This window comes from Psychrobacter sp. S4(2024), assembly GCF_036861305.1.
Taxonomy (GTDB): Bacteria; Pseudomonadota; Gammaproteobacteria; order Pseudomonadales; family Moraxellaceae; genus Psychrobacter; species Psychrobacter cryohalolentis.
Window position 1 is genome coordinate 336,094 of sequence record NZ_JAZAQR010000002.1, and the last position, 23,807, is coordinate 359,900.

Below are 23,807 nucleotides of genomic sequence, written 5' to 3' on the forward strand. Positions count from 1 at the left end.
ATTAGCAACATAATAGTAGTTGCCAATTAATATTGTTAGCTATTACAACTGGCTACCATGTGCCAATGCATAGGCACACAGATGATATTTATTATTGGCGTTAGGGGATTGCATAGGGTAAATGGACAGTGTGCGGGCTAAGGCTTGTAGGCTTGCCCCTGTGGTCGCCACATCATCAAACAATAACAGCCGCTTGACAGGTGGTGGCTCAATAAGCGCAAAGGCATTGTCTAAGTTGGTTAGGCGTTCGGCACGGCTCAAGCCTTGCTGACTGACCGTATCATCAACACGTCTTATGCCTTGCCATAAAGGGATATCCCAGTGCTTAGATAGATACGCGGCCAAGATACTGACAGGATCAAAGCCACGTTTGATGAGACGCTCATCGGTCGTTGGCATAGCGACAATCACGCTATTATCATGATGGCAACCATGAGGTCGTGGTAGCTGGCGTATCGCATGTAGCAATAACGGCAGCTTTGTCATATCCTCATGATGCTTAAAGGCTTTGATAGCTTGGCGCATGGGATAGTCATAATAGGTTGCTGCTTGAATGGTCAGCGTCATGCCAGCAGTAATATCGACTTCAAACGGCTTGGGCAACCACGTAAGACTGCTATGGCAACTGGGACATAACAGTCCGCTACTAAAACGGCTATTGAATCGCTTGCATATACTAGTAGAAAAAGAATGGTCACTTGATAAAGGGTGATTACTTGATAAAGAATGGTCACTTGATAAAGAGTGCGATGCGTTTTCAGCTAATAAGCTGTTTTGACTGAATAATGAAGGGTTTAATGAGGAGTGACTTTTTGAGAGCTGTGATTGCGGGATACTACGATAAACGGCACATAACTGGCAACGTAAATTTATATACTCTGCCAGCCATATTCCGGTCTGATAAGGCGCTAAGTGACGCATGATTGGCTGTCACTGTAGACAGTAATGCATGATTGGCTGTCACTGTAGACAGTGATGTTATAGATAATAATGTTACAGCCCTTTCCAATCATTGAGTACGATACCAAAGCCGATAGAGGTATTTTCATAGTTATAATCTACGATAGATTCGCCATAACCTTGGAATACCTGCACAAAACCATTGACGTTTTTGGATAGCGGATAAGTATAATCGATTTGCGCAGCGCCCTTACTGGTGCCCGGATTGTAGCGCAACGTACCACTTAGACTTTGTTGACTCGGTAAATCATATAAGAACTTGATATCGCCATAACCCATGAAATCTTCGATATCTGCATTGTCTTCACTGCTATCATTTTCATTGTTCACTCGTAACCACAGTCGCGGTATGACAGATAACTTGCCCCACTCTGCCCCTGCCATCACATAAGCACGGTTCCATGAGCGTGATAATGGATCATCTTGACCATTTGAGTGGTGAATAGCACCTGCTCCGAGCATACGCAGTCGTCCACCAAAAGGCAGATTTGCTGTCACAGGCTGGGTCAAAAATACCTCTGGCTGATAATCGGTTGCACGAAATGGTCGTGAGTTGTCTTCATTATAAACCTGCCAATGCGACTCCTGAGTATAACCAAACCACAAATCAGCATTGGTATTAAACAAATCTTCTGCCACTTTGGTCTTTAATGATAGTTGAAACTTCAAATCCGTATTACGAGTGTCGTTAGACGTAAAAGGCTTCTCTGGTTGAGGTCGAGTGGATGTACTTGGGCTTAAATTGGGATCAAAGGTATAAAACAGTGGCATAACATAGGTTGGACGATAGGCTCTGACTGTCCATGTACCTCGTTCACTGTTTTTATCAAGATCATACGCTAAGCTTAGTGGCGTATATTTTTCGATATCCGCTTGCGTCACGCCGACATTTTCTAATACTTCCGCTTCTCTTTGCGTCAGTCCAACCGTATCTAAACTTTCAGTCTCAGCAGACGAGTTTGTTTCAATATCTTGTGAAGCGTTAGCAGATACTTTTTGAGCGATAACATTGCCGTTAGCATTGCCGTTAGCCGTTTCAACAGCGTTGGTTTCTTGTGCTAATACCACCTGGGGATTACCTGACAGCGTACTGATAACCGTTTTTGCCAAATCTACTGGCTGTTTACTTGTGACATAACTTGGCGTCTTGCCTTGCTCTGCAACCTTGTCAAAGCATGCCAAACGGGCAGAACTGGTCTGTACTTGAGTACATTCAAAAAACAATGCCGCCTGCTGAGCAATAAAATCTTCGCTCACCGCACTGCCGTTTTGCACAGCGATATTGGTATTCATAGGCTGCAAGCTCTTAGTCTGAGTTGTATCAGCAGCCTGCGCTTGTACTGTGAAAAAAGTGAGCGCTACGCCAACGGCGATATGTAGAGAACGCTTAGTCGTTTTAATCATCATTTTTTTTGGTGCTTCAGGTTTATTTATAGAGGGGCGCTGCGAAGTAATATTGAAAAACATAAGTATCCTTTATTCAACTGATCGTTATTGTCAACAGAATATATGAGATGATGGATATAACTATTAGCGTCGGCGCTAAACTGGCATAAAAATTCAATATAACTTGGAGATAAAAGGTTGCTATCACGCTGAATAATGCGCTTTTAGCAATGTTGCTTTATTGTAATGAAAACGTACACACTATACTAGCTTTATTGCTGCATAATGTAGTGCTAAATGAAGATAAGTAGCATAAAACCAAATGCTTATATTGAGTACAGAAGACAAAATGAACCCTTTAACCAGTGTCTTACTAATGACGCTCTCAAAGTAATGTTGATTTATTTAGCACGAAATACAACTAATCGAGTGCTGCAAGCCTTCTTCTGATAAAAAATAAAAAAAGCCAACATACTATGACAGTACGTTGGCTTTTTTATAGGAATCGTATTAAGGCATCTAAAGAAATAAAACAAAGATTTCCGATACGACTATTATTTATTTAATGCCGTCAAAGTCTGCTCAAACTCTGCACGACCAGTCTCACCCACTTGTTGTTGTACCAATTGACCATCTTGGTAATACAATAAAGTTGGTGGTCCAAATAATTTATAACGCGCTAAAATTGCCTTAGAATCTGCCGTGGTTTCCGTAATATCGAGTCGTACCAATTGCCAGTCTTGCATTTGTGCGGGACGATTGGTAAATAAATTCTTATCCATAATGCGACATTCAATACACCAATCAGCGGTCAAATCGACCAAAACTTTAGGATTGGCGGCAGTGATAACATCCAATTCTGCCAATGTAGTGATATGCTCATCTGAGTTATTCGTCGCATTATTTTGAGCGCCAGCTTGACCGTTAGCTGACTGCACTAACATAGGGGCGGCACTTAATGAAGCTAACGGATGTAAGCTATCATCATTACCAAGTGCGGCACCAATTACTAAAGTAGCAGCCCAAATACCAGCTATCAAACCGATGGCTTGCGATAGCATTCGACCTTTACCACGCCAGCTCCATGCCCATGTTGCCACAACCATAAACCATAATGCCCATACCAGTAACATTACTGACGATATGAAGACGCGCTCTATTAATAGTAACGCCACGGCAAATAACAATAAGGCAAAACCTTGCTTGATCCAGTTCATCCACTCGCCCGCTTTTGGCATAATTTTGCCTTGGGTAGCACCAATCAAAATCAGTGGCGCTGACAAGCCAAAGCCTAGCATAAATAGGGCAGCAAAACCCAATAGCGGATTACCAATCGTTGAGACAGCAAGTAAAGCGCCAAATAATGGTGCAGAAACACAAGGTGATACTACCAATGCTGATAAAAATCCAGCAGCTAAACTGCCACCAGCGCTACCGAGCTTACTATCGCCTGCTTGGCTTAAGCCCTGCATCTTACTACTGATAAAATGCGGCAAACGAATGGTAAATACTTCAAGCATGTAAAGGGCTAACAAAACAAATATTACTGCAAAACTGATCAGGATGATTGGGTTTTGTAGCCAGCCGATAATGCCGAGTGACTCACCAAATACAGCAATGACAGCACCAAGTATCCCATAAGCAATCGACACCCCAATCGCATAACTTGTCGTTAAAATGACACCTTTTTTAACCGTTGGATTTTGCTGACGGGCGACAATATTTGCGACTATAGGTAACATAGGTAGTACGCACGGCGTAAGCGCTAAGCCAAGCCCTGCCAAGAATAGTAACCCTAATGCCAACCAAGGATGCTTGGCTAAGCCAAACGGATCGCCATCAGCCAAATTATCTGCGGTAGCTAGCGTATTATTTGTCGGAGCAGCATTATCTGCTAATGGTGTATCAGCGCCAGAAATCGTATTGGTGGCGCCAAGCTCTCCATCTAAAGCCTCATCATCCAACAACGCATAATCAATGACTTCATCTTCTTCTGCAAGCGGTCGCTCTGCTTCAGGACTCATTGCCTCAGTACTGTCTATACTTGTGGCATTTGGCGCCTCTGATGTTGTGACGCTATTGCTATTATTTACCGAATTTGCATTAGTAGTAGTCTCTTGATTGACATCGCCTTTAGCAACACCAGTGACATTACTTGTCGTATTAACCACAGCTTGCGGCGAGCTTGCAACGATATCGACAGTGGTTTTTATTTTCTCAGGCGGGTAGCAAAGTCCTGCTTTGGCGCAGCCTTGCCAACCAATCACCACCGCTGCATTGTCAATGCTCTTGCCATTAATACTCAGAGTAGTAGTGGCTACCATATTTTTTTGATCAAATACTGGCACTTTACCAAAAGTTGGATCATCAATTAAGACAGGCGTTTGACTAAAAGTAAACGGTGCCGCCGTAACGCCAGCAGGCAAAGTGAGTTTAAGCTGATTCTTATAAACATAATGTTCTGGAGTGATATCAAAATTAATCGATAACTGAGTGCCAGCTTTGACAGCTTTACTGCTACTCGTGACTTGGAAGGCTTTATCCACTGACAGAAATTTCGATTGTCCAGCGCTTTGATTGCTACTAAAAAGATCGCCCAATCCTGCTGCCTGCGTCGTCATAGTCGTCGCAGTCAATCCTGCAAATAACGAGCTACTCGCTATAGTTAGTGCCAGCAGATATGACTTCTTTGGCACTTTATTTACAACTGATGGCAAATTTTTTGAAGACTGATTGCTTGTAGATACCGCTTTAAATGACGAAATGCTTTTTACTGTCTTAATGGACATAAAGGACTACCTGTTATAACGACTATATAAATCAACCTACTTGCGCTATCTATTAATGACTAACGTTTGACTGCAATGTTTAACGTGGTTTTAACCTTTTCTGGCGGATAGCATAGTCCAGCTTGAGCACAACCTTGCCAGCCAATCACAACCGGCACATTCTTTGCCGCTTTACCATTTTTGGTCGTCATCATAGTCGTTGCTATCACAGTTTTTTGCGTAAATACGGGTACCTTGCCAAAGGTTGGATCATCAATAGAAACCGGCGATTGGCTAAAGGTAAATGGCGCGGCACTGATACCTTTTGGAAAACTCAAGGTTAGCTTATCTTTATAAACATAATGACCTGGTGTGATATCAAAAGCGATCGATAACTGCGTGCCTTTAGTGGTCGCTTTGGTACTGCTAGTCACTTGAAATGCCTTGTCAACGGGCAAAAATTTTGATTGCTGAGCACTATTATTACTAAACAATTCCCCCAGACCTGCAGCTTGAGTCGCAACAGACGTCATTGACAAAGTAGTCATCAAAGCAGTGGCTGTTATAGCAAGCAAATAAGGCTTTTTAGTTGATTGTTTATTCATGATAATTGATTTCGATTTTGATGTTTCTATAGACATATGATTACCTCGGATTACTAGAAGAACAGCTGTTTTTTTACAATCAATAGAAAATAGTCACTCGTTTTAATAATAAATAGCAGGGTTAAGATTCCGTTTATCTGAATTTAAAGTTATAGTTAAAATATCTCAAAAGCGCTACAGTGCTGCTGATATAAATTTTTTGCAGCCTCTGTCTGCGTAGGCACAGCAAGCAAGAAAAATGAATATCAGCAGTACTTGATGTATCGATATTACTTTTCCCTGACTATAGTGATATTTATAGTTATTGATATTCATAAAAAATATCAACCAATAACGTCTTATTGGTTGATATATTAATCTCATTAAAGATGCTTTTAGCGCCAAAGTATTTATCATGGTATAGCTTGCAAACAATACCTAAATAACTGAGTAGGCTAGAGCTTATAGCTGAGCATAAAGATCAGCATCCTGCCCTTCTCCGCCCTGTTCGCCATCAGCCCCTAGAGAAAATAAATCATAAGGTCGACCTTCACTACCCGGGGCAACATATTGCAGCTCGTTTTCCCAGCCATCCGTTGGATATCCGCCTTTAATATAACCACCGTCAGGATAATTCTTAGCTTCCGCTGGCGGCGTGGTGAGTGCTTCTAAGCCTTGAGCCGTCGTTGGATAGCGCGAATTATCTACTTTATACATATCTAGCGCATTTGATACTGTTGATAGGGCTGTTTCAGTGGTTTTAACCCGTGCTTTATCACTTTGTCCGACCACCTTTGGCACCACTAGACCGGCAAGAATGGCCAAAATCACAATCACCACCATGATTTCAATTAAGGTAAATCCTGATTGGAGATTGCTTACGCGCTGAGTGCTTGATAAAGCAACAGCTTTCTGACTTTGCGCTGCCGCTAAACACTCTGGCGTATCATCCATATTACTTGGTGAAATCGTACTTACTCGAATATTATCAGTCATAGTCATCGCTTCTGGCATCGCTTTTCGCGTCAAGGTTATATAAATAATGAAGATGGCGTTTGTTTAAGTTACCTTTATCGTCACATTCACAACAGGCATATTTACAGTGTCTTAAGGAGCACTGAAACGATTATTACTATAAACCATGGTTTTACTTTTATCCAGCATTGAAGGCAGGTTGTCATTTGGATCAATGTGTTATTAATAATCTATGATGGCTAACCTTTTGAAATAGCGTTTGACTGTTACTTATAACTGATACTTACTATAACGCAAGGTTAGATTTGACAACAGTAAAAGCGTTGGTCGGTCAATAATATACAACAGTAAGCAAAACTTAAGAAACGTAGCCAAATTTGAAGTCAAATTATTAGAATATAAGTAAAAAAATAAACCAAAACATCAGAAGTATAGAGGCTGTATTTGAAAATACAAAATATGGAAACAGAAATGCTGTTAAGCATAAGGGTAATAAAATAACTATTACTAACAAGACCGTATATTTAAGGTTAATAAAAACTAGCCAGCCAAGTCATTCATATTCACAATTGGCAGCATCACCGCCATTACGATAATCATGACGACCACACCCATCAACACCAGCATTAAAGGCTCAAGTAATGACAACAAGGTACTGATAAAATTGGTGGCTTCTGCCTCTTGCATATTTGCAGCACGGCTAAGCATATTTTCAAGCTCGCCCGAGTTTTCACCACTTTTAATCATTTGCACCATCATCGGCGGAAAATAGGGCGATTTATCTAATTGACTCGACAGACTTGAACCCTCTGTCACTCTATCTGCAGCGGTAATGATGGTTTTTTGAATATGCAAATTGGTGGTGACCGCAGCGCCAATATGGAGCGCTTCAATCAATGGCACACCAGAGCGCACCAATATCGCAAGCGTACTGGCAAAGCGCGCCGCATTCAACCCTTTCGATAAGCGTGCCAGTATGGGCAATCTTAGCACAGCACTATCTATGGCAAGTTTGCCCGCTTGCGTCTGAGCGAAGCGATAGAATAAAAACGCCGTTCCTGCCAACACCAGCAGCATCAGCCACCACCACTGGGTAATAATATTTGATAAGCTAAGGACAATTTGGGTAATTAAAGGCAGGGCTTGTTCGGACTGCTCAAACACTTTGACAATTTTTGGTACTACAAAGCTCATTAGCCCCATAATTACGCCAACTGCCATCACCATCAGCACGATGGGATAAACCATAGCGCCTTGTATTTTTTTCTGTAAGGCAAAGCGATTTTCGGTGTAATCGGCAAGCTGATTTAAGATCAAGTCCAAATGACCAGATTTTTCTCCAGCTGCAATGGTAGCGATATATAGTGGCGGAAAGCTCGCCGCTTGCTGCAGAGAGCGCGCCAAACTGAGACCTTCTAAGACATGCGAGCGAACGGCAAGCATTAAAGATTTGATATGGGTTTTTGGCGATTGTTTGGCGACAGCTGCCAAAGTTTCCTCTAACGGAATACCAGCAGCAAGTAACACAGATAGCTGGCGGGTAAGCAGTGCCAGCTCATAAGCAGAGGGTTTTTTATAGCGGCTTTTATGCTGACTTTGCCTATCATTGACGGCGTTGACTTCGACGGGCGTCCATTGTTTATCACGCAGCTGCTGGCGTACTTGCCGCGCAGAATCACCTTCAAGTAAGCCTTTTTGGATGCCGCCGCGATCGTCAAGCGCTTTATAATGATAAGCGGGCATAGCAGCGGATATCCTAAGACGGTCAAGAGTAAAAGAGGATAGATCAAGATTTGAAAAGTTGGCTTATTAAAAGAATAGACGACTTAAAGAAGCGGCGTAGAATCGTTACTATCCGGCATCAAGCCTTGCAATAATAGAACATCTAAATGCTGTTGTTGTAGCTTTTTATCAAAATCATTGACTTCAGCGATCAGCATACGCTCAATGCGCTTATCACTGGCAAACACACTGAGACGTGCACAAATGACCGCCAATTGATAAATACGTTTTTTGCAATAACCGTCTAAACCTTGTAACAATCTGACCATGTGCGGGGTTTCAAGGCTGGCATAATCATAATCACTCACCACATCCTGACCAAGTGCTGTCACGCCATAGGTAATAGATAAATGGGCGCAAAAATAACAGCTGAATAAATAGCCAACCACATGTCCTATATAATAGCCACGATCGTAAGTAAAGCTACTGACGCCAAAGTGCCCGAGCACATAGCTGTTCAAACTGCCTTGATCAAAGATAGGTTTATTATGCTTTAGCTTGCCGACGGTGGCAAAGCATAATGGATTATGTCCATCCTGTATTGTCAACTGCCAACCTGCAGGTTGCTGAGCTGGCATATGGCGTACAATATCTTCGATGATGTCATCGACCACATGCAGCTGCTGCCATAAGCGCTCAATGGCATCCGTATCCATCAAACCGCGTTTATCCAGCTGCTGTGAAAGCAAATATTGCTGGTATTCGGCAAATTGTGTTTTGAGGGTATGTACAAGGTAAGTCGGACGGATAGCAGCAGAAGCCAAATATAATTGCTGCGTGCGTTCATGCTGCGCCCGATAAAGTGCTACGCGCTGAGTAGCAACACTACTGTCACTTGTAGAGATAGATGAGCTTTGGTTTATTAGAGTATGATTAGCAGTATTTATATTAGCAGAACTAGTCTCTGTCAAACTGCCCTCCGCATTTGGCAAAACAAATAATGCTAATAATGCCGCTTTATCAAGCCGAATAGCCATACCTGCCTGTGCACTATTTTCCTGCTGAAGATTTGAGTCATGCTGATTATTGTTAGCTTTGACTCTGCTATTAATTTTGTCTTTATGATTAATAGACGCAGAAGAATCTTGTAGATCATTTGATTTTACGCTTGGTTTTGCGGTCGGTTCAGTCATAAAACACCATCAGCTGCAAAAATAAACATCACCTAAGTCATACTATATTCTGGATAGACCGTAATATATAAGCATAAAAGATAGGTCGCTAAAACACTGTCGCAACTAGGCGACTTATTACTTCATTGTCATCCCATAGTACCTGAACCTACACTCATTGTCAGCTGTGCAAGATCAAAATGCTAATGATGAAAAATTATTATCAGATAGACACTGTTATATCACTGACTCAGTTTAGAAAATATCACACAGCTTGGATGACTATTTATGTGTGAAGCAGCGGCTAAGCAAGGTTTTGTTTTTGATATTGCTGGCGGTATGCTTTTGGCGATATGCCATACACGCGCTTAAAGGCTTGGCTAAAGGTTGAGTCTGAGGCATAACCCACTAGCTCACTAATACGGCTGATACTATTTTGCTGCAAGCGCAAATAACGTGCCGCCAGACGCAAACGGTAGTCAATCAGATAGGTCAACGGTGGCATACCAACCACGTCTTTGAAACGCTGCGCAAAACTCGAGCGTGACATACCTGCAACTTCAGCAAGCTCATGAATGCTCCAGTTTTGGCTTGGATTTTCGTGCATGGCCACCAATGCCTTGGTTAAAAACGGGTCTTTCATGGCTTTTAGCCAACTGTCTGTGGCTTCAGGCAAACTTTCGATATAAACCCGCAAACACTCAATCATCATAATACTTGCCCAATGATTGATGATCGCTGTCTTACCCATCCGCTCATGCTCAGCTTCCAACGTCAGCAGTCGAATCTCAACATCAATCACCTCGAACCGACCATCAGATTCATCATTAATTTCAGGCAATATCGTTGGTAGCACTGATAATAAAGGACGAATCATCTCTTTATCATACTTGCATTCAATCAGTATCAAAGATGATTGGGCATCACCATCGCCCTGAATATCAAGCACTTGTTCCGTGCAATTAGTAAGCAACTCATCCAAAGGTTTGGCACTCTCACCATGATGGTTGAGCGCGTAACTGACATGATTGTGCGAGCTAGGAATCATAATAATGTCGCCAGCATGCGCTTCTCTGAGTCCACTGCCCATATCAATACAAAAGCTACCAGACATCACCAAATAAAACACAATCGTATCTTGTCTAGTGAGTGAGTAAGACCAATTGCCTGTACCATTTAAGCGATAGTATTTCGTATCGAATAAATGCACATTTTGTAGTAACACGCTTAATGCATCCATTAACCATTTCCTCAATAACAGCTGCTCAATAACGCGCCACTTTAATAAAAAAATCGCATTAATATGAGGATCGATTTTATTTAAAAATATAGTGCTACTGAGATAAATTTTTCTTTGACAGTACAGCTAATATACCTTTATAAAGCCCTTACGACACAATATGTATCATAAAAAAATGATAAAAAATGCCAGTAGACTGTTAGATCATGAGCGATTTAAAAGGTTTAGGACTATCACAGAGGCAAAAAAGATATAAAATAGACAGGTACAAAAAAATGCCAGAAATGGCAGCGGCTTTTTTTAAATGATTTTAATATAGATATAAATAGAAGGGATACAGCAAAAAAATGGGGCGACTGATGGGACTCGAACCCACGACAACCGAGATCACAACCCGGGGCTCTACCAACTGAGCTACAACCGCCATAACTGTTGCCAAAATTCGGCAATATATGCAGGCTAAATGGTGCGCCTGGCAGGATTCGAACCTGCGGCCACCTCCTTAGAAGGGAGATGCTCTATCCAACTGAGCTACAGGCGCTCTTAGAAGACTTTTACATATTTTGGTCCGCTTGATATACAAGAAACCAAACCATTATACATAAAAAAAAGCCTGTAAGGCTCTTAAATAGATGGTCGGAGTGATAGGATTCGAACCTACGACCCTCTGGTCCCAAACCAGATGCGCTACCAAACTGCGCCACACTCCGAAATTCTCTATTAACACGATAGTTTGTTGATTAACTGGTTGTTGGCAATGCCACTAACTGGCTAACGTTCCTTGCTATCGAGGTGCACATATTAAGGGGAAACGCCGATGGTGTCAACACCTATTTTTAATTAATTTGAAATAACTGCTAAATTATTTAAAAAAGGCTTATTTCTTATAAACTGAGCGTCGACAACAAGCGCTACTCAACATAGTGCCTCATGAGCTAAGCGCATATTATACTAAATCTTATATCGGAAGCAAGTCAGTGTTTATCATACCTGTAAGCACATTAAAAGGTATCAGCCATAACTGAGCATAGGGTGCATTTTCACTATTGTATATGTCCTGAGTATCTTGCTTTAGTACAACCGCTCGTCTTTGATTGTCTTGTACTGGATATACCAGCCAGACTTGCTCTGCTTGATACGCCTGCGCATAGCTGCTCAGTTGGTAAGCGTCGCTGGCACTAATGGCGCTGGCATGCGCTAAAGGCTTCCATTTAATATCGATCACGTGACTATATTGACCTGCTTGCTTTTCTGATGATGGATTTGCTCCTAAATTCTTTATTGGTAAAGCATCATCATGCTTCTCTTTATTTTTAGTATTCGAACGCATCTGGCGATAAATCAATAAATCAGGGCGAATAGACAAACACGCCTGCCCTTCTGCATCATTAAGCCAAACACGCTGCGCTTGGAATAATGGTTTATAGTCGTCGCTTAATTGCTGAAAAGACAAAGCAATACGCTGGCTTGCCCATTGCTCAAACGCTTGATTCATATCTATCAGTAAGCATAAGCGTGGCGGTGTAGACCTACTACCAAATGGTTTTGGTGCATTAATACTATGACCGATTTCCATATTTGATTGACTAAGCAGCCAATAAGCGAAATCTACCAGTTGCTGAGCGGCTTGTAATTGCTTTACTTGCAGCGGCTGAATAGCAAGCTCACGCTTTGCTTGAAGGTATATCGACTCTAGCTGGCGTATTTCATGCTGATGTAGGACAGACACTTGTTGCCACGGCTGTAAATGCAAAAGCAGATTTGATTGAGACAACAAAGGCATCAGCAGCGTTAATGCGCTCTTAATGACTCGATTGCCTAGCATGTCTTGGCTCAGCATACTGCGCTCACAAACGAATTTATGTGGCTGCATACTGTTATGACGTAATTGCTCTTTTATGATTAAGCGACCTTGAATTACTGCTTGGTTATGGATTTGGGTTTGATACTGTTTGGTCGGTTGATAATTCGTTAAACGCTGCAAAAGCTGCATACTGAGCCAATCTGATAAAGGCAATGTGGTGACTGGTAGAATTGTTAACTGGTTGCTGAATTGCCCAAAATTTTTGCTGTGAGGCGATTTGTTATCGTTACTATTCATTAGGTCTGACAGCATATTTTGTACCCAGTGACGGGTTTGTAAAATATCCGTATCTACTGGCGATTCATTTGACTGATATGGCTGCTTAATAGAGTTGCTAGCAGTGTTTGCGATAAATTTTGGCAGTATCTCAAGAGTCATGCCACTAGGCAGTACAATAACGCCAATATAATGTCCAACCTTGAGTTGCCACTGTCCTTGCTTGCGTTTAATACTAAATACTGACAGCTCTTGGGTTATCAGCCACTGAAAATCAGAGTCGTACAAGAAATTAGACGCTATTAAACGCTGATGTTCAAATACCGTCATGATATTCATTTCAGAGCTTTGAGTTTGTTTATCCTTATTTACCACCGATTAACATCCTCATGGATATAAGCGCTGATAGACGGCAAGCTGGGTGAACTTGCCAGTATTGGCAATAAGGTCAGTATTAATTGCATAACTGCCGGCATTTATAGATTGAGTAAAATAGGATTGCTGTCCTGCAAACATGGAGTTTTGAGAAGCTATACCATTCTCGCTAGCCATTTGAGTGGACATACCGTTATGTATTAACGTTTGACTATCATGAATAAATTGCGCCGATATTGGCTGCTGTTCATCTCTAAAAATATATTGTAGGACAGCCACTTGCCCACCAGCTGCTTGGGCTAATTGTGGAATAATTTGCTCAGTAAGTGCCATTTGTAACTGCTCAAGACTATGCACGGAGAATAAAAATGCATGACCCATTTGCGCCTCAATCCCTAACGTTTGGCTAATACGATGATTTAAACCCGTTAATACTTTGGCTACATTGATGGACTCCGCTTCGTCGACTATTTCTAATCCTTTATTGAGGTTGATAATCGGTAATAGCTCAGGCTGCGGCGGACAGTTAATAAAGCGAAAACGACGACGCAGTGCCATATCTAGTGGCGCTAACGAATGATCTTGGGTATTCATGGTGGCATAGATATCAACATTGGCAGGCACGCTAAACGCTCGCCCAGAGTATGCCAAACTTACTGTCATCGCATTGGGCGTACCCGCTCGTTTATCAGGTTCAATAAGGCTAAGCAATTCACCAAAAACCCGTGAGACGTTGGCACGATTAATCTCGTCAATCAGCATCGCATAACGCTGCTGAGGATTATCTGACGCGCGCTGACAGAGCTTTAAAAAGGTGCCATCAGTAATGGCGTAGCTCATTTGAGATGAGCTGTTATTCGACTGATTAGACGCTGCCATTACTGGGCGAATGCCCTCGACAAACTCTTCATAGCCATATGCTTGATGGAAACTGACCATACTAAAGCGCTGCTGGCTAAAGCTCTCATTTTGGCTAGCACTATTATCATACTGCGCCTGCTGAAATTCTGACAATTGCTCTGACAATTCGCTTAATAGCATCAGGCTGTCAGGCAGTAAATACCACGCACCGCTAGGGTCTTTATCAAAGTACGCTTGGCTGGCTCTATTTTTATACGCAACCGTCTGTGAGCTGGTTGGACTGTGCATTTGCAATACAGACCACGCTGTATTACTTAAATTTTTCTCACGTGCGTTTTGTAATGCTTTGGCGATAAAAAACTCATGATTGACGATTTCAGGTACTTTTACTAAGTCCTGTTTTTGCGATTGAAAATCTAAAAATATTAAACACACCACATCACGCCAGTTCAATTCTTGCAATAACTGCTTGAGTAAATCCTCATTATTGGCTCTAGGCAGATAGTCCGTATATTCTTTAGCAATTTGGAGCAATCGGTAGGTTTTACCAGTACCCGCGACGCCCGTATAAATAATATTGGTTGGCTTATCATCACACATATCAGGCATAACATTATCCAGCAAAAAAGTATAAAAAAGTGCTAGCATTTTATCATTACAGTTGCTCGCTCTACAGGGTATCAGTGCTTAAATTACTAACGCCTAAGATGCCGTTACGTCACTGTTATTTTGTAAGCGCAGCAGTACATGGTAATAATAGTAGCGACTGAGCAGTTAATGTACCATAACTAAAATAGCTGCTAGCATAAAGCCTATTCGGTGACTCATTTATGACATGAGCCTTTTAACCCTAGTATCATTAGCATTGTAAATCCCACTTAAATGAGGAATATTTTATGTCAGGATTATTAAAAAAACTCCCGATCAAACGGACCAATAAACTGCCAGCCAAAGTCTCTGAGAACACAAAACCTGCCGTCGAAAAAACCAATAGCACACTTAAACCAATCAGCAATCAATTTACCAAACTGTTATCTATCACCAAATATTTACCTGCTGGTGCACGTTCGAGCATTTTATCGAAAGCATTTGGTAAAGTAGTACCTTATGTGGGCACAACGGGTATTTACTATGAAACGGTCGAGCCAAACCAAGTGGTGGTCAGTTTAAATAATACCAAAGCGGTGCAAAACCATATCGGCTCCGTCCATGCAGTTGCCATTACTTTGCTTGCTGAAACGGCAACGGGATTCATTTTAGGCTTAAACTTACCTGCTGATCGTGTACTATTGATTAAGTCTTATTCGGTGAATTTCTATCGACCGATTAAAAAAGGACAAATGGCTGCCATCGCAAGCTTATCTGATGAGCAGCGTTTAGATATTTTAAATACTCCGAAAGGCGAAATGATTATTCCATGTGTCATTCATGACCGTGAGTCGGACAGTGATCGCGACCCAATCGTAGTCGAGATGACATGGGCTTGGATACCCAAGTCCGAGTTAGAAGCGCGTCGTCAAGGCAAAGCTAATGAAAAGTCGGCAGAGGCTGATACTGAGTCTCATACCAAAGTAGTAGAAACAGACGCAAAAGTAGAAACTAAGTAAGACAATCAATCAGCTGATAATGATGAGGCTGTTTAAGATAACTAATATATTAAGAATACGTAAAGTAGTGCGCTATCCATGTTAAAGCATTTTTATAGCGCACTTCGTATAGCGGTGATTTATAAACTTATAATAAGGAGACAATGATGTCCAAAATGATTTCCAAAGCTACTTCTAAAACAGCGCTTACTAATTTATCCAAGGCTTTTTTCATCAGTATTTGTGCATTAGGATTTACCGTTAGTGCCACTGCGGCACCCGAAAAAACTTCAACTCATACACATCATGCAGCAACTATCACTAAGTCTAGCCCTGTGTTTTTAGGTGACGGCGGCAATTATCCTTTCTCAGAAGCAGTCCGTGTCGGCGATACTTTGTATATGTCTGGTCAGATTGGCTTTAAAGATGGCAAGCTGGTCAAAGGCGGTGTTAAAGCCGAAGCCAAACAGACAATGGATAATATCAATACCACGTTATTAAAATATGGTTACCAAAAGTCAGATATCGTTAAGTGTATGGTGATGCTCACCGATATGGACGATTTTAATGACTTCAATAAAATCTATAAAGCTGAACTGGCAAAGCCTTATCCCGTCCGTTCAGCTTTTGGTGTCGCAGAGCTAGCGGCAGGTGCCAGCGTTGAAGTTGAATGTATCGCTGTCAAATAAAAATTTCTCTAAAAATATTACTCTAAACAATCAAAGCGTCCTCAAGTAGGGCGCTTTCTTTGGTCACGCGTAGCACTTCTTCTAACGTCGTACGTCCCGCGATTACCTTACGCAAACCATCAGCACGAATCGATGGTGTCTTTTGGCGGGCGTACTCTTCTAGCTCATACTCGGCGGTATTGCTATGAATCATGCGTCGCAGCGCATCATCAACGGGCACCACTTCATATATCGCTGTTCGCCCTTTAAAGCCTGATTGGTTACACTTATCGCAGCCGACTGCTCTAGGTAGCTTGATAGCTTTATCTGCCAGATTATCAGCAGCATTGTTAGTTGCAATATTGTCAAACATTGATTGAATACCAATCTCAGTAAACAATTTGGCTTGTTCAGGATCAGCCAGCTGCCAATCATGACAATGTGTACATAACGTACGCACCAGACGCTGGGCGACCACGCCTATCAATGATGAGGATAATAAAAACGGCTCAACGCCCATATCTTGCAAGCGCGTAACCGCTCCAATAGCGGTGTTGGTATGTAGGGTTGATAAGACCAAATGCCCTGTTAAAGATGCTTGCACAGCGATTTCTGCTGTCTCTAAATCGCGAATTTCACCCACCATGACCACGTCTGGGTCTTGACGCAACATTGCACGCAAGCTCTTAGCAAAGGTCATATCGACTTTATTATTGACCTGCGTTTGCCCAATACCATCGAGCTGAAATTCAATTGGATCTTCAGCCGTCAAGATATTACGGGTTTGATCATTTAAATCAGTCAATGCGGAATATAGCGTGGTGGTTTTACCCGAGCCTGTTGGTCCTGTCACTAATATAATGCCATGCGGGCGATGGATTAAGCGCTTAAGCTCACTATAATCATTATCAGATAGCCCCAAATAGGTCATATTCAGGCGACCTGCTTGCTTATCTAGTAAGCGCATGACCACACGCTCACCAAAACTTGACGGCAATGTCGATACCCGCACATCAACCTCGCGCCCCGCTAGGCGCAAGCTAATACGCCCATCTTGCGGCACGCGCTTTTCAGCGATATCCAGTTTTGCCATCACTTTAATACGCGATACTAATAACGGCGCTAATTGACGTTTTGGTGTGATGATTTCTTTAAGCTCACCATCGACGCGGAAGCGAACGACCAAGCGTTTTTCAAAGGTTTCAATATGGATATCTGAGGCGTTTAGACGTATCGCTTCGGACAATAATGCATTAATCAGACGGATAATAGGTGCATCGTCTTGTTGGTCCATCAAGTCTTCAGTTTCAGGCACGCTATCTGCCAAGCTATCAAGATCAGGATGGTCTTCAAGGCCAGCGGCGATATGCTGTGACTCGCCAGTGTTACCTGCATAAGCGGCATTCATGCGTTTCTCAAAATCGTTCGAGCTGACGCTTTCATATATTGGCACACCGCGTATGCCTTGCTGCTGTAAAAATCGCACCGCTTCATTGATTGCTGAAAGCGGCGTCACCTTGGTCAATAGCAATGTCGGTGGCAGCTCAGGATCAATGGCTAGAATAACCAAAATCTGATGGCGTTTTGCAAAACTGTACGGCAGTTGCATCATAAAAACGACCTAATAGATAAAGAAAAACTCAGAAAAAAACTTGTATCAAAGCATAGTAAATGTATTATTCTTAACTGGCTCAACTCAAAAAAGACTGCAAGTAAGATTGCATGATTTTGTTATAATAGCATTTTGTTTTACTCGCCATTAGGATTTTCAGTTATGTCAGATAACACTAGCACTGCTACTCAATCGACACCCCTTTTGCAAGATACTTTTACGGTAGGCAGTCGGACTTTTTCTTCTCGATTATTGGTCGGTACGGGTAAGTATAAAGATATGACTGAAACGGGTGCCGCCATCGGCGCGTCAGCAGCAGAGATAGTGACGGTCGCTATTCGTCGTACCAATATCGGTCAAAATAGCAATGAGCCCAATTTGCTTGATGTCATTTCACCAGATAAATACACTATTTTGCCAAATACAGCAGGCTGTTTTGATGCAGAAACGGCGATTCGTACTTGTAAGCTTGCTCGCGAGCTATTAGGCGGGCATAATCTGGTTAAGCTTGAAGTATTAGGGGACGAAAAAACCTTATACCCTAATGTGATGGAAACACTCAAAGCGGCAAAAGTATTGATTGATGATGGCTTTGAAGTGATGGTTTATACCTCAGATGACCCTATCGTTGCTCAAGAATTAGAGAGTATGGGCTGCGTGGCAATTATGCCACTTGGTAGTCTAATTGGCTCTGGTCTTGGTTTGCTCAATCGCCATACATTAAGCTTGATTATTGAAAATGCGAAAGTACCCGTATTGGTTGATGCTGGTGTCGGTACGGCTTCTGATGCCGCGATTGCCATGGAACTTGGCTGTGATGGCGTACTGATGAATTCAGCCATTGCCAATGCGCAAAATCCTGTGATGATGGCTCAAGCAATGAAGTATGCGGTATGGGCAGGTCGTCAGGCTTTCTTGGCGGGTCGTATGCCGATGCGCAAAATGGCAACTGCCAGCTCACCACAGACGGGATACTTTTTTCAGTAGTATTAAAGGTTAGGTGATTATATTTTTCATTATAAAAGGATTTATTATGCGACTTCTTACAGCAGTCGACCAGTTGTTTTTACTTCTTGAGTCGCGTAAACAACCCATGCATGTTGGAGGTCTATTTTTATTTGAATTACCAGAAGATGCCGATATCAGTTTTGTTCATCAGCTTGTAAAGCAGATGCAAGACTCTGATGTACCGCCAACGTTTCCGTTCAACCAAGTGCTTGAGCATATGGTGTTTTGGAAAAAAGACAAAAATTTTGATGTTGAGCACCACTTGCATCATGTCGCCCTACCCAAGCCCGCTCGTGTGCGCGAACTTTTGATGTATGTTTCAAGAGAGCATGGTCGTCTATTGGACCGTGCTATGCCCCTGTGGGAATGCCATGTGATTGAAGGCATTCAGCCAGAGAGCGAAGGTAGCCCAGAGCGCTTTGCGCTGTATTTCAAAATCCATCACTCGCTGGTTGATGGCATCGCTGCCATGCGTTTGGTCAAAAAATCCCTATCACAATCGCCCAATGAGCCGGTTACTTTGCCTATTTGGTCATTAATGGCACGCCATCGCAATCAGATCGATGCTATCTTGCCCAAAGAGCGCTCCGCTTTACGCATCCTGAAAGAGCAAGTATCTACCATTAAGCCTGTGTTCACAGAATTACTGGATAATTTTAAAAATTATAATGACGACAGCTATGTCAGTACCTTTGATGCCCCGAGAAGTATTTTAAACAGACGCATCTCAGCATCGAGGCGCATAGCGGCACAATCTTATGATATCAAGCGCTTCAATGATATTGCTGAGCGTATTAATATTAGCAAAAACGATGTAGTACTAGCCGTTTGTGCTGGTGCTATCCGGCGTTATTTGATTTCGATGGATGCACTACCTAGCAAGCCTCTGATTGCGTTCGTGCCCATGTCTTTACGAACTGACGATAGTGTCGCGGGCAATCAGCTGTCATTTGTCCTTGCCAATCTGGGTACTCATCTGGATGATCCATTGAGTAGAATCAAGCTAATTCATCGCAGTATGAACAATGGAAAACGCCGTTTTAGACGTATGAATCAAGCGCAAGTTATTAACTACAGTGTGGTGTCTTATGCATGGGAAGGGATTAATCTGGCGACTGGTTTGTTTCCTAAAAAACAAGCCTTTAACCTGATTATCTCAAATGTGCCAGGCTCCGAAAAATCATTGTATTGGAATGGCGCGCGCCTACAATCTTTGTACCCTGCCTCGATTGTCTTCAACGGGCAAGCGATGAATATTACGCTGGCAAGTTATTTGGATAAGATTGAATTTGGTATTACTGCCTGTAGCAAGGCCTTACCTCATGTGCAAGATATGCTGATGCTGATAGAAGAAGAGTTGCAGCTGCTTGAAAAGGTTAGTAAAGAGCTTGAATTCAATGGTATTACAGTTGAAGATAAAAGTGGCTATAAAGATAATGGTAAAACAAAAAAGCTGGCTCCGTAACGGAACCAGCTCTTTATTTGTCATACTTAACTATCTAAAAGGGGACGATTAAAGCGCATCGCCCCATGCTGGCACAACCACTTGCATCAAAGGTTTTAGCAGTTTTATATTACAAGCAAAGATAGAGCCTGATGTCATCGAATTGTGTGCGCCGGTATGATCAACGACCACGCCACGTGCTTCGGTGACAATAAGCTCGCCTGCTGCGATATCCCAAGGCTTGATTGACATCTCAAAGTAGCCATCAAAGCGACCAGCAGCCACATAACATAAATCAAGAGCAGCTGAGCCTAAACGACGGATTTGACCGCCCGCTTCAGTGATTTTTTGTAGGCTTTCGTAGTGCTCTTTGGCATATGAGATAACTTCGCCATTGCGCTTACGCTCAAGAGGATGCCCAGTAGTAAATAAACCACCATCGATCGTTTTACGCTCACTGACACTGATACGGCGTTGGTTTAAACGCGCGCCTTTACCACGGCTAGCAGAGAACATCTCATCACGGACAGGATCATAGATAACACCATGCTGAGTCACACCTTTATGCTGTACGGCGATAGACACACAAAACTGCGGTACGCCATGAACGAAGTTTTTAGTGCCATCTAGTGGATCGATAATCCAGCACCAGTCAGCATCTTCGCCGCGACCTTCCTGCATACCAAACTCTTCACCCAAATACGAATGATTTGGATAGCTGGCTTTTAGCGTCTCAATCGTCAGCTCTTCACTAAAGCGATCAATACGAGTAACCAGACCATCTAGTCCTTTTGACTCGATATCCAACTCAATTTTGTGACGGTTTTGATGCGCGTACAAAATTTCTTTACCGACTTTTTCAGCAGCACGCGCTGCGATGACGACCATGGGTTCCATAAAATAACCTGCTTGTTTGATGAATGGATATTGCTGGATAAATATTAATTAAGAAGCACTTATCACATAAGCACTTCTTATAAAATCAATGAAAAATAAAGCCACGTAGCAAACCACAATATATGGTCGCTATTAGTCGCACCGCTCAAGTTGTCAAATAATTTACACCTACGGCAAGCAGGCGATTTTTTGGCACAAAATACATGCTTTATTTTTTACATAGCTATTTTATCAATTTTTTGCGCACTACGCTCATTTATTATTTTGATAATTTAGCAGATAGATGATTAATCGTCTTTTAAACCTTAAGCCACATTAGTTAAGATAATAAGGTTTGGAGCTGATTGAATACACCTTCCACATCTAGACCACAATCTGCTAGCTGTTCTGCTTGAGAGCCATGCGCTACAAACCGATCAGGGATACCTATATTGCAGATAGCTGGGCGATGGATTTTAAAAGCAGCCGATTCATTCAATAAGTATTCATTGACCGCACTACCCGCGCCGCCCATGATCATATGCTCTTCTAAAGTCGCTATATGAGTAATACCTTGCTCAACTAGGTTTTCAAGCAAGTTAGTATCTAAAGGCTTCACCCAGCGCATATTAACTACATGCAGCTGACAGCTTGATGCTAATAAAGGGGATTTCGCAATCATTTCTGCGGCTTTCTGAGCGGTTTCGACCATCGTACCAAATGCCAATAATGCCAGTTTCTTGGGTGCATCGTCTGTACCAAGTACCGATTCTATAACCGCTTCACCAATATTATAAATTTGCGCTGGTTGTATAATAGTTGCGCCAGTGCCAACACCGCGCGGATAGCGCACTGCGGTACAACCTTGGTATTCATAACAAGTATTGAGCAAATGATAGCATTCGTTTTCATCTTTTGGCGCTGCAATCAGCATATTGGGCACACAGCGTAAAAAGGCAAAATCAAACACCCCTGCATGCGTAGCGCCATCTTCACCAACTAGACCAGCGCGATCAATGGCAAACATCACATCAAGGTTTTGCAAAGCAACATCATGAATAAGCTGATCATACCCACGCTGTAAAAACGTCGAGTAAATCGCCACAATCGGCTTTACACCTTGTGTTGCCATGCCACCCGCCAACGTCACAGCGTGTTGCTCAGCAATCGCTACATCAAAGAAACGCTCTGGAAATTGACGAGCAAACTCAATCATCCCTGAGCCTTCTTCCATCGCTGGGGTAATGGCGAGCAGCTTCTTATCTTGTGCCGCTTTGTCACATAAAAACTGTCCAAATACTTGCGAGTACTTTAAGGAAGGTTTAATCGCTGCTTTTTCAGTTTTTGGTGCGTTATCTTCAGCAGGTAAGCTACTAATAGCATGATAGCCGACTGGGTCTAATTCAGCAGGCGCAAAGCCTTTACCTTTGGTAGTATAAATATGGACCAGAACTGGACCTTTGACTTGCTTGGCAAGCGACAATACACGTAGCAGCTCAGGAATATTATGACCATCAAAAGGACCAAAATAGGTAAAGCCTATCGCCTTAAATAGATTGTCTTCTAATTGCGGTACATCGCGCTGCTCTTTATGACGCTTACGTCGGTCAAAGGCTTGCATATCAGGGCGTTGACATAATATTGGCTCGCCTGCATCAGAGATATCAACTTGATACCCTGACTCCCAAAGCATTGCTAAATGCCGTGAAAAGCCACCGATCGAGCAGGATATAGACATGTCATTGTCATTCAAAATCACCATCAAATCAGCGTCTTGTTGCACCGCGTCATTCATCGCTTCAAACGCCATGCCACCTGTCATCGCCCCATCGCCGATAATACAGGCAACCGTCTGCGCGCGCCCTTGATAGCGTAGCGCTAAGCTCATGCCTAAACCGGCTGAGATGGACGTTGATGAATGCCCAACCCCAAAGGTATCATAGACAGATTCGGCACGTTCGGGAAAAGCCGTTAAGCCAGTTTTAGAGCGGATAGTACCTAACTGATCACGGCGACCTGTCAGTACTTTGTGCGCATACGCTTGGTGACCCACATCCCAAACGATCTGATCTTGTGGGGTGTCTAGCAAATAATGTAGCGCAATAGTCAATTCAATCACGCCTAAATTGGCACCGAAATGACCACCGCTTTGACCCGCTGAATACAATACAAACAGCCTTAGCTCATCGGCTAAAGTAATCAGCTCAGCACTGCTAAAAGTCTTGAGATCAGCAGGACTATCCACACTGTCGAGCAATGGCGTCTGCGGACGCTCACGTGGAATCACTGCATACGTTTGTTGCAGTTTTGATAGCGGTACAGCAGAATCAACAGCTGACGCAGATAATGACTGAGACTGTGGGGAATGAGGTGACTGCTGCATAAAACGTACGATACCTACCAATCTGCTGACCAGATGCTACCTTAGACAAGGTCTAGCAATAGCAATAGTCTAAGTGGCGTTAATAATAGCCATGCCATCATTTGTAT

At 42.6% G+C, this 23,807-nt stretch carries 17 protein-coding genes and 3 tRNA genes; 4 read left to right on the top strand and 16 right to left on the bottom strand.

Annotated features, from left to right (window positions below; translation table 11 throughout):
• Positions 1-42: 42 nt before the first annotated feature.
• From VLA57_RS06315 to VLA57_RS06375, 13 genes are all read right to left on the bottom strand, one after another.
• The gene (locus VLA57_RS06315) at positions 43-921 is read right to left on the bottom strand and encodes a ComF family protein (RefSeq protein ID WP_333954621.1); all 879 of its coding nucleotides are present in this window, start codon (positions 919-921) and stop codon (positions 43-45) included.
• A gap of 72 nt (positions 922-993) precedes the next feature.
• The gene (locus VLA57_RS06320) at positions 994-2,427 is read right to left on the bottom strand and encodes a phospholipase A (protein ID WP_333954622.1); all 1,434 of its coding nucleotides are present in this window, start codon (positions 2,425-2,427) and stop codon (positions 994-996) included.
• Between the two features lie 473 nt (positions 2,428-2,900).
• A complete protein-coding gene (locus VLA57_RS06325) occupies positions 2,901-5,135 on the bottom strand; it encodes a cytochrome c biogenesis protein CcdA (protein ID WP_333954624.1) in 2,235 nt (744 codons plus the stop codon).
• Positions 5,136-5,194: 59 nt separating this feature from the next.
• Complete coding sequence (locus tag VLA57_RS06330) at positions 5,195-5,719, bottom strand: protein-disulfide reductase DsbD N-terminal domain-containing protein (protein ID WP_333954625.1); 525 nt, start codon at positions 5,717-5,719, stop codon at positions 5,195-5,197.
• A 441-nt stretch (positions 5,720-6,160) separates the two neighbouring features.
• Positions 6,161-6,694, bottom strand: coding sequence for a type II secretion system major pseudopilin GspG (gspG, locus tag VLA57_RS06335; RefSeq protein ID WP_262880838.1), 534 nt, complete (start codon positions 6,692-6,694; stop codon positions 6,161-6,163).
• Between the two features lie 519 nt (positions 6,695-7,213).
• Positions 7,214-8,416 (bottom strand): type II secretion system inner membrane protein GspF, encoded by a 1,203-nt coding sequence (gene gspF, locus VLA57_RS06340; protein WP_201532308.1) that lies wholly within the window; start codon positions 8,414-8,416, stop codon positions 7,214-7,216.
• 83 nt (positions 8,417-8,499) lie between these two features.
• Positions 8,500-9,588, bottom strand: a complete 1,089-nt coding sequence (locus tag VLA57_RS06345) for a hypothetical protein (protein ID WP_333954626.1) — start codon at positions 9,586-9,588, stop codon at positions 8,500-8,502.
• A 283-nt stretch (positions 9,589-9,871) separates the two neighbouring features.
• The gene (locus VLA57_RS06350) at positions 9,872-10,807 is read right to left on the bottom strand and encodes a helix-turn-helix domain-containing protein (protein WP_020442614.1); all 936 of its coding nucleotides are present in this window, start codon (positions 10,805-10,807) and stop codon (positions 9,872-9,874) included.
• Positions 10,808-11,155: 348 nt separating this feature from the next.
• Positions 11,156-11,231, bottom strand: a tRNA-His gene (locus VLA57_RS06355).
• Positions 11,232-11,271: 40 nt separating this feature from the next.
• Positions 11,272-11,348, bottom strand: a tRNA-Arg gene (locus tag VLA57_RS06360).
• A 92-nt stretch (positions 11,349-11,440) separates the two neighbouring features.
• A tRNA-Pro gene (locus VLA57_RS06365) sits at positions 11,441-11,517 on the bottom strand.
• A gap of 248 nt (positions 11,518-11,765) precedes the next feature.
• Positions 11,766-13,226 (bottom strand): McrC family protein, encoded by a 1,461-nt coding sequence (locus VLA57_RS06370; protein ID WP_333954627.1) that lies wholly within the window; start codon positions 13,224-13,226, stop codon positions 11,766-11,768.
• Between the two features lie 48 nt (positions 13,227-13,274).
• Positions 13,275-14,732, bottom strand: coding sequence for an McrB family protein (locus tag VLA57_RS06375; protein WP_333954628.1), 1,458 nt, complete (start codon positions 14,730-14,732; stop codon positions 13,275-13,277).
• A 287-nt stretch (positions 14,733-15,019) separates the two neighbouring features.
• Between VLA57_RS06375 and VLA57_RS06380 the strand changes: the two genes are divergently transcribed.
• Both VLA57_RS06380 and VLA57_RS06385 read left to right on the top strand, forming a co-directional pair.
• A complete protein-coding gene (locus VLA57_RS06380) occupies positions 15,020-15,730 on the top strand; it encodes a DUF4442 domain-containing protein (protein ID WP_201551677.1) in 711 nt (236 codons plus the stop codon).
• A 146-nt stretch (positions 15,731-15,876) separates the two neighbouring features.
• A complete protein-coding gene (locus VLA57_RS06385; protein ID WP_333954629.1) occupies positions 15,877-16,398 on the top strand; it encodes a RidA family protein in 522 nt (173 codons plus the stop codon).
• Positions 16,399-16,420: 22 nt separating this feature from the next.
• On the opposite strand, the gene gspE is transcribed toward VLA57_RS06385, so the two are convergent.
• Entirely contained in the window at positions 16,421-17,989 is a 1,569-nt protein-coding gene (gene gspE / locus VLA57_RS06390) for a type II secretion system ATPase GspE (RefSeq protein WP_333954630.1), read from the bottom strand.
• Positions 17,990-18,151: 162 nt separating this feature from the next.
• Between gspE and VLA57_RS06395 the strand changes: the two genes are divergently transcribed.
• On the top strand, positions 18,152-18,976 hold the full coding sequence (locus VLA57_RS06395; protein ID WP_333954631.1) for a thiazole synthase: 825 nt from the start codon (positions 18,152-18,154) through the stop codon (positions 18,974-18,976).
• Positions 18,977-19,022: 46 nt separating this feature from the next.
• Positions 19,023-20,462 (top strand): WS/DGAT/MGAT family O-acyltransferase, encoded by a 1,440-nt coding sequence (locus VLA57_RS06400; RefSeq protein ID WP_020442606.1) that lies wholly within the window; start codon positions 19,023-19,025, stop codon positions 20,460-20,462.
• A gap of 48 nt (positions 20,463-20,510) precedes the next feature.
• On the opposite strand, the gene VLA57_RS06405 is transcribed toward VLA57_RS06400, so the two are convergent.
• Complete coding sequence (locus tag VLA57_RS06405; RefSeq protein ID WP_011512618.1) at positions 20,511-21,338, bottom strand: inositol monophosphatase family protein; 828 nt, start codon at positions 21,336-21,338, stop codon at positions 20,511-20,513.
• Positions 21,339-21,657: 319 nt separating this feature from the next.
• On the bottom strand, positions 21,658-23,700 hold the full coding sequence (gene dxs / locus VLA57_RS06410; RefSeq protein ID WP_333954632.1) for a 1-deoxy-D-xylulose-5-phosphate synthase: 2,043 nt from the start codon (positions 23,698-23,700) through the stop codon (positions 21,658-21,660).
• Between the last annotated feature and the right edge of the window lie 107 nt (positions 23,701-23,807).

Bases quoted from the DNA above. Each gene is read 5' to 3' on its own strand.
- VLA57_RS06370 (WP_333954627.1), bottom strand. From the start codon at position 13,226: ATGAATATCATGACGGTATTTGAACATCAGCGTTTAATAGCGTCTAAT.
- VLA57_RS06400 (WP_020442606.1), top strand. From the start codon at position 19,023: ATGCGACTTCTTACAGCAGTCGACCAGTTGTTTTTACTTCTTGAGTCG.
- gspG (WP_262880838.1), bottom strand. From the start codon at position 6,694: ATGACTGATAATATTCGAGTAAGTACGATTTCACCAAGTAATATGGAT.
- VLA57_RS06345 (WP_333954626.1), bottom strand. From the start codon at position 9,588: ATGACTGAACCGACCGCAAAACCAAGCGTAAAATCAAATGATCTACAA.
- VLA57_RS06375 (WP_333954628.1), bottom strand. From the start codon at position 14,732: ATGCCTGATATGTGTGATGATAAGCCAACCAATATTATTTATACGGGC.
- VLA57_RS06385 (WP_333954629.1), top strand. From the start codon at position 15,877: ATGTCCAAAATGATTTCCAAAGCTACTTCTAAAACAGCGCTTACTAAT.
- VLA57_RS06395 (WP_333954631.1), top strand. From the start codon at position 18,152: ATGTCAGATAACACTAGCACTGCTACTCAATCGACACCCCTTTTGCAA.
- gspF (WP_201532308.1), bottom strand. From the start codon at position 8,416: ATGCCCGCTTATCATTATAAAGCGCTTGACGATCGCGGCGGCATCCAA.
- VLA57_RS06330 (WP_333954625.1), bottom strand. From the start codon at position 5,719: ATGAATAAACAATCAACTAAAAAGCCTTATTTGCTTGCTATAACAGCC.
- VLA57_RS06380 (WP_201551677.1), top strand. From the start codon at position 15,020: ATGTCAGGATTATTAAAAAAACTCCCGATCAAACGGACCAATAAACTG.
- VLA57_RS06405 (WP_011512618.1), bottom strand. From the start codon at position 21,338: ATGGAACCCATGGTCGTCATCGCAGCGCGTGCTGCTGAAAAAGTCGGT.
- gspE (WP_333954630.1), bottom strand. From the start codon at position 17,989: ATGATGCAACTGCCGTACAGTTTTGCAAAACGCCATCAGATTTTGGTT.
- VLA57_RS06320 (WP_333954622.1), bottom strand. From the start codon at position 2,427: ATGTTTTTCAATATTACTTCGCAGCGCCCCTCTATAAATAAACCTGAA.
- VLA57_RS06350 (WP_020442614.1), bottom strand. From the start codon at position 10,807: ATGGATGCATTAAGCGTGTTACTACAAAATGTGCATTTATTCGATACG.
- dxs (WP_333954632.1), bottom strand. From the start codon at position 23,700: ATGCAGCAGTCACCTCATTCCCCACAGTCTCAGTCATTATCTGCGTCA.
- VLA57_RS06315 (WP_333954621.1), bottom strand. From the start codon at position 921: ATGCGTCACTTAGCGCCTTATCAGACCGGAATATGGCTGGCAGAGTAT.
- VLA57_RS06325 (WP_333954624.1), bottom strand. From the start codon at position 5,135: ATGTCCATTAAGACAGTAAAAAGCATTTCGTCATTTAAAGCGGTATCT.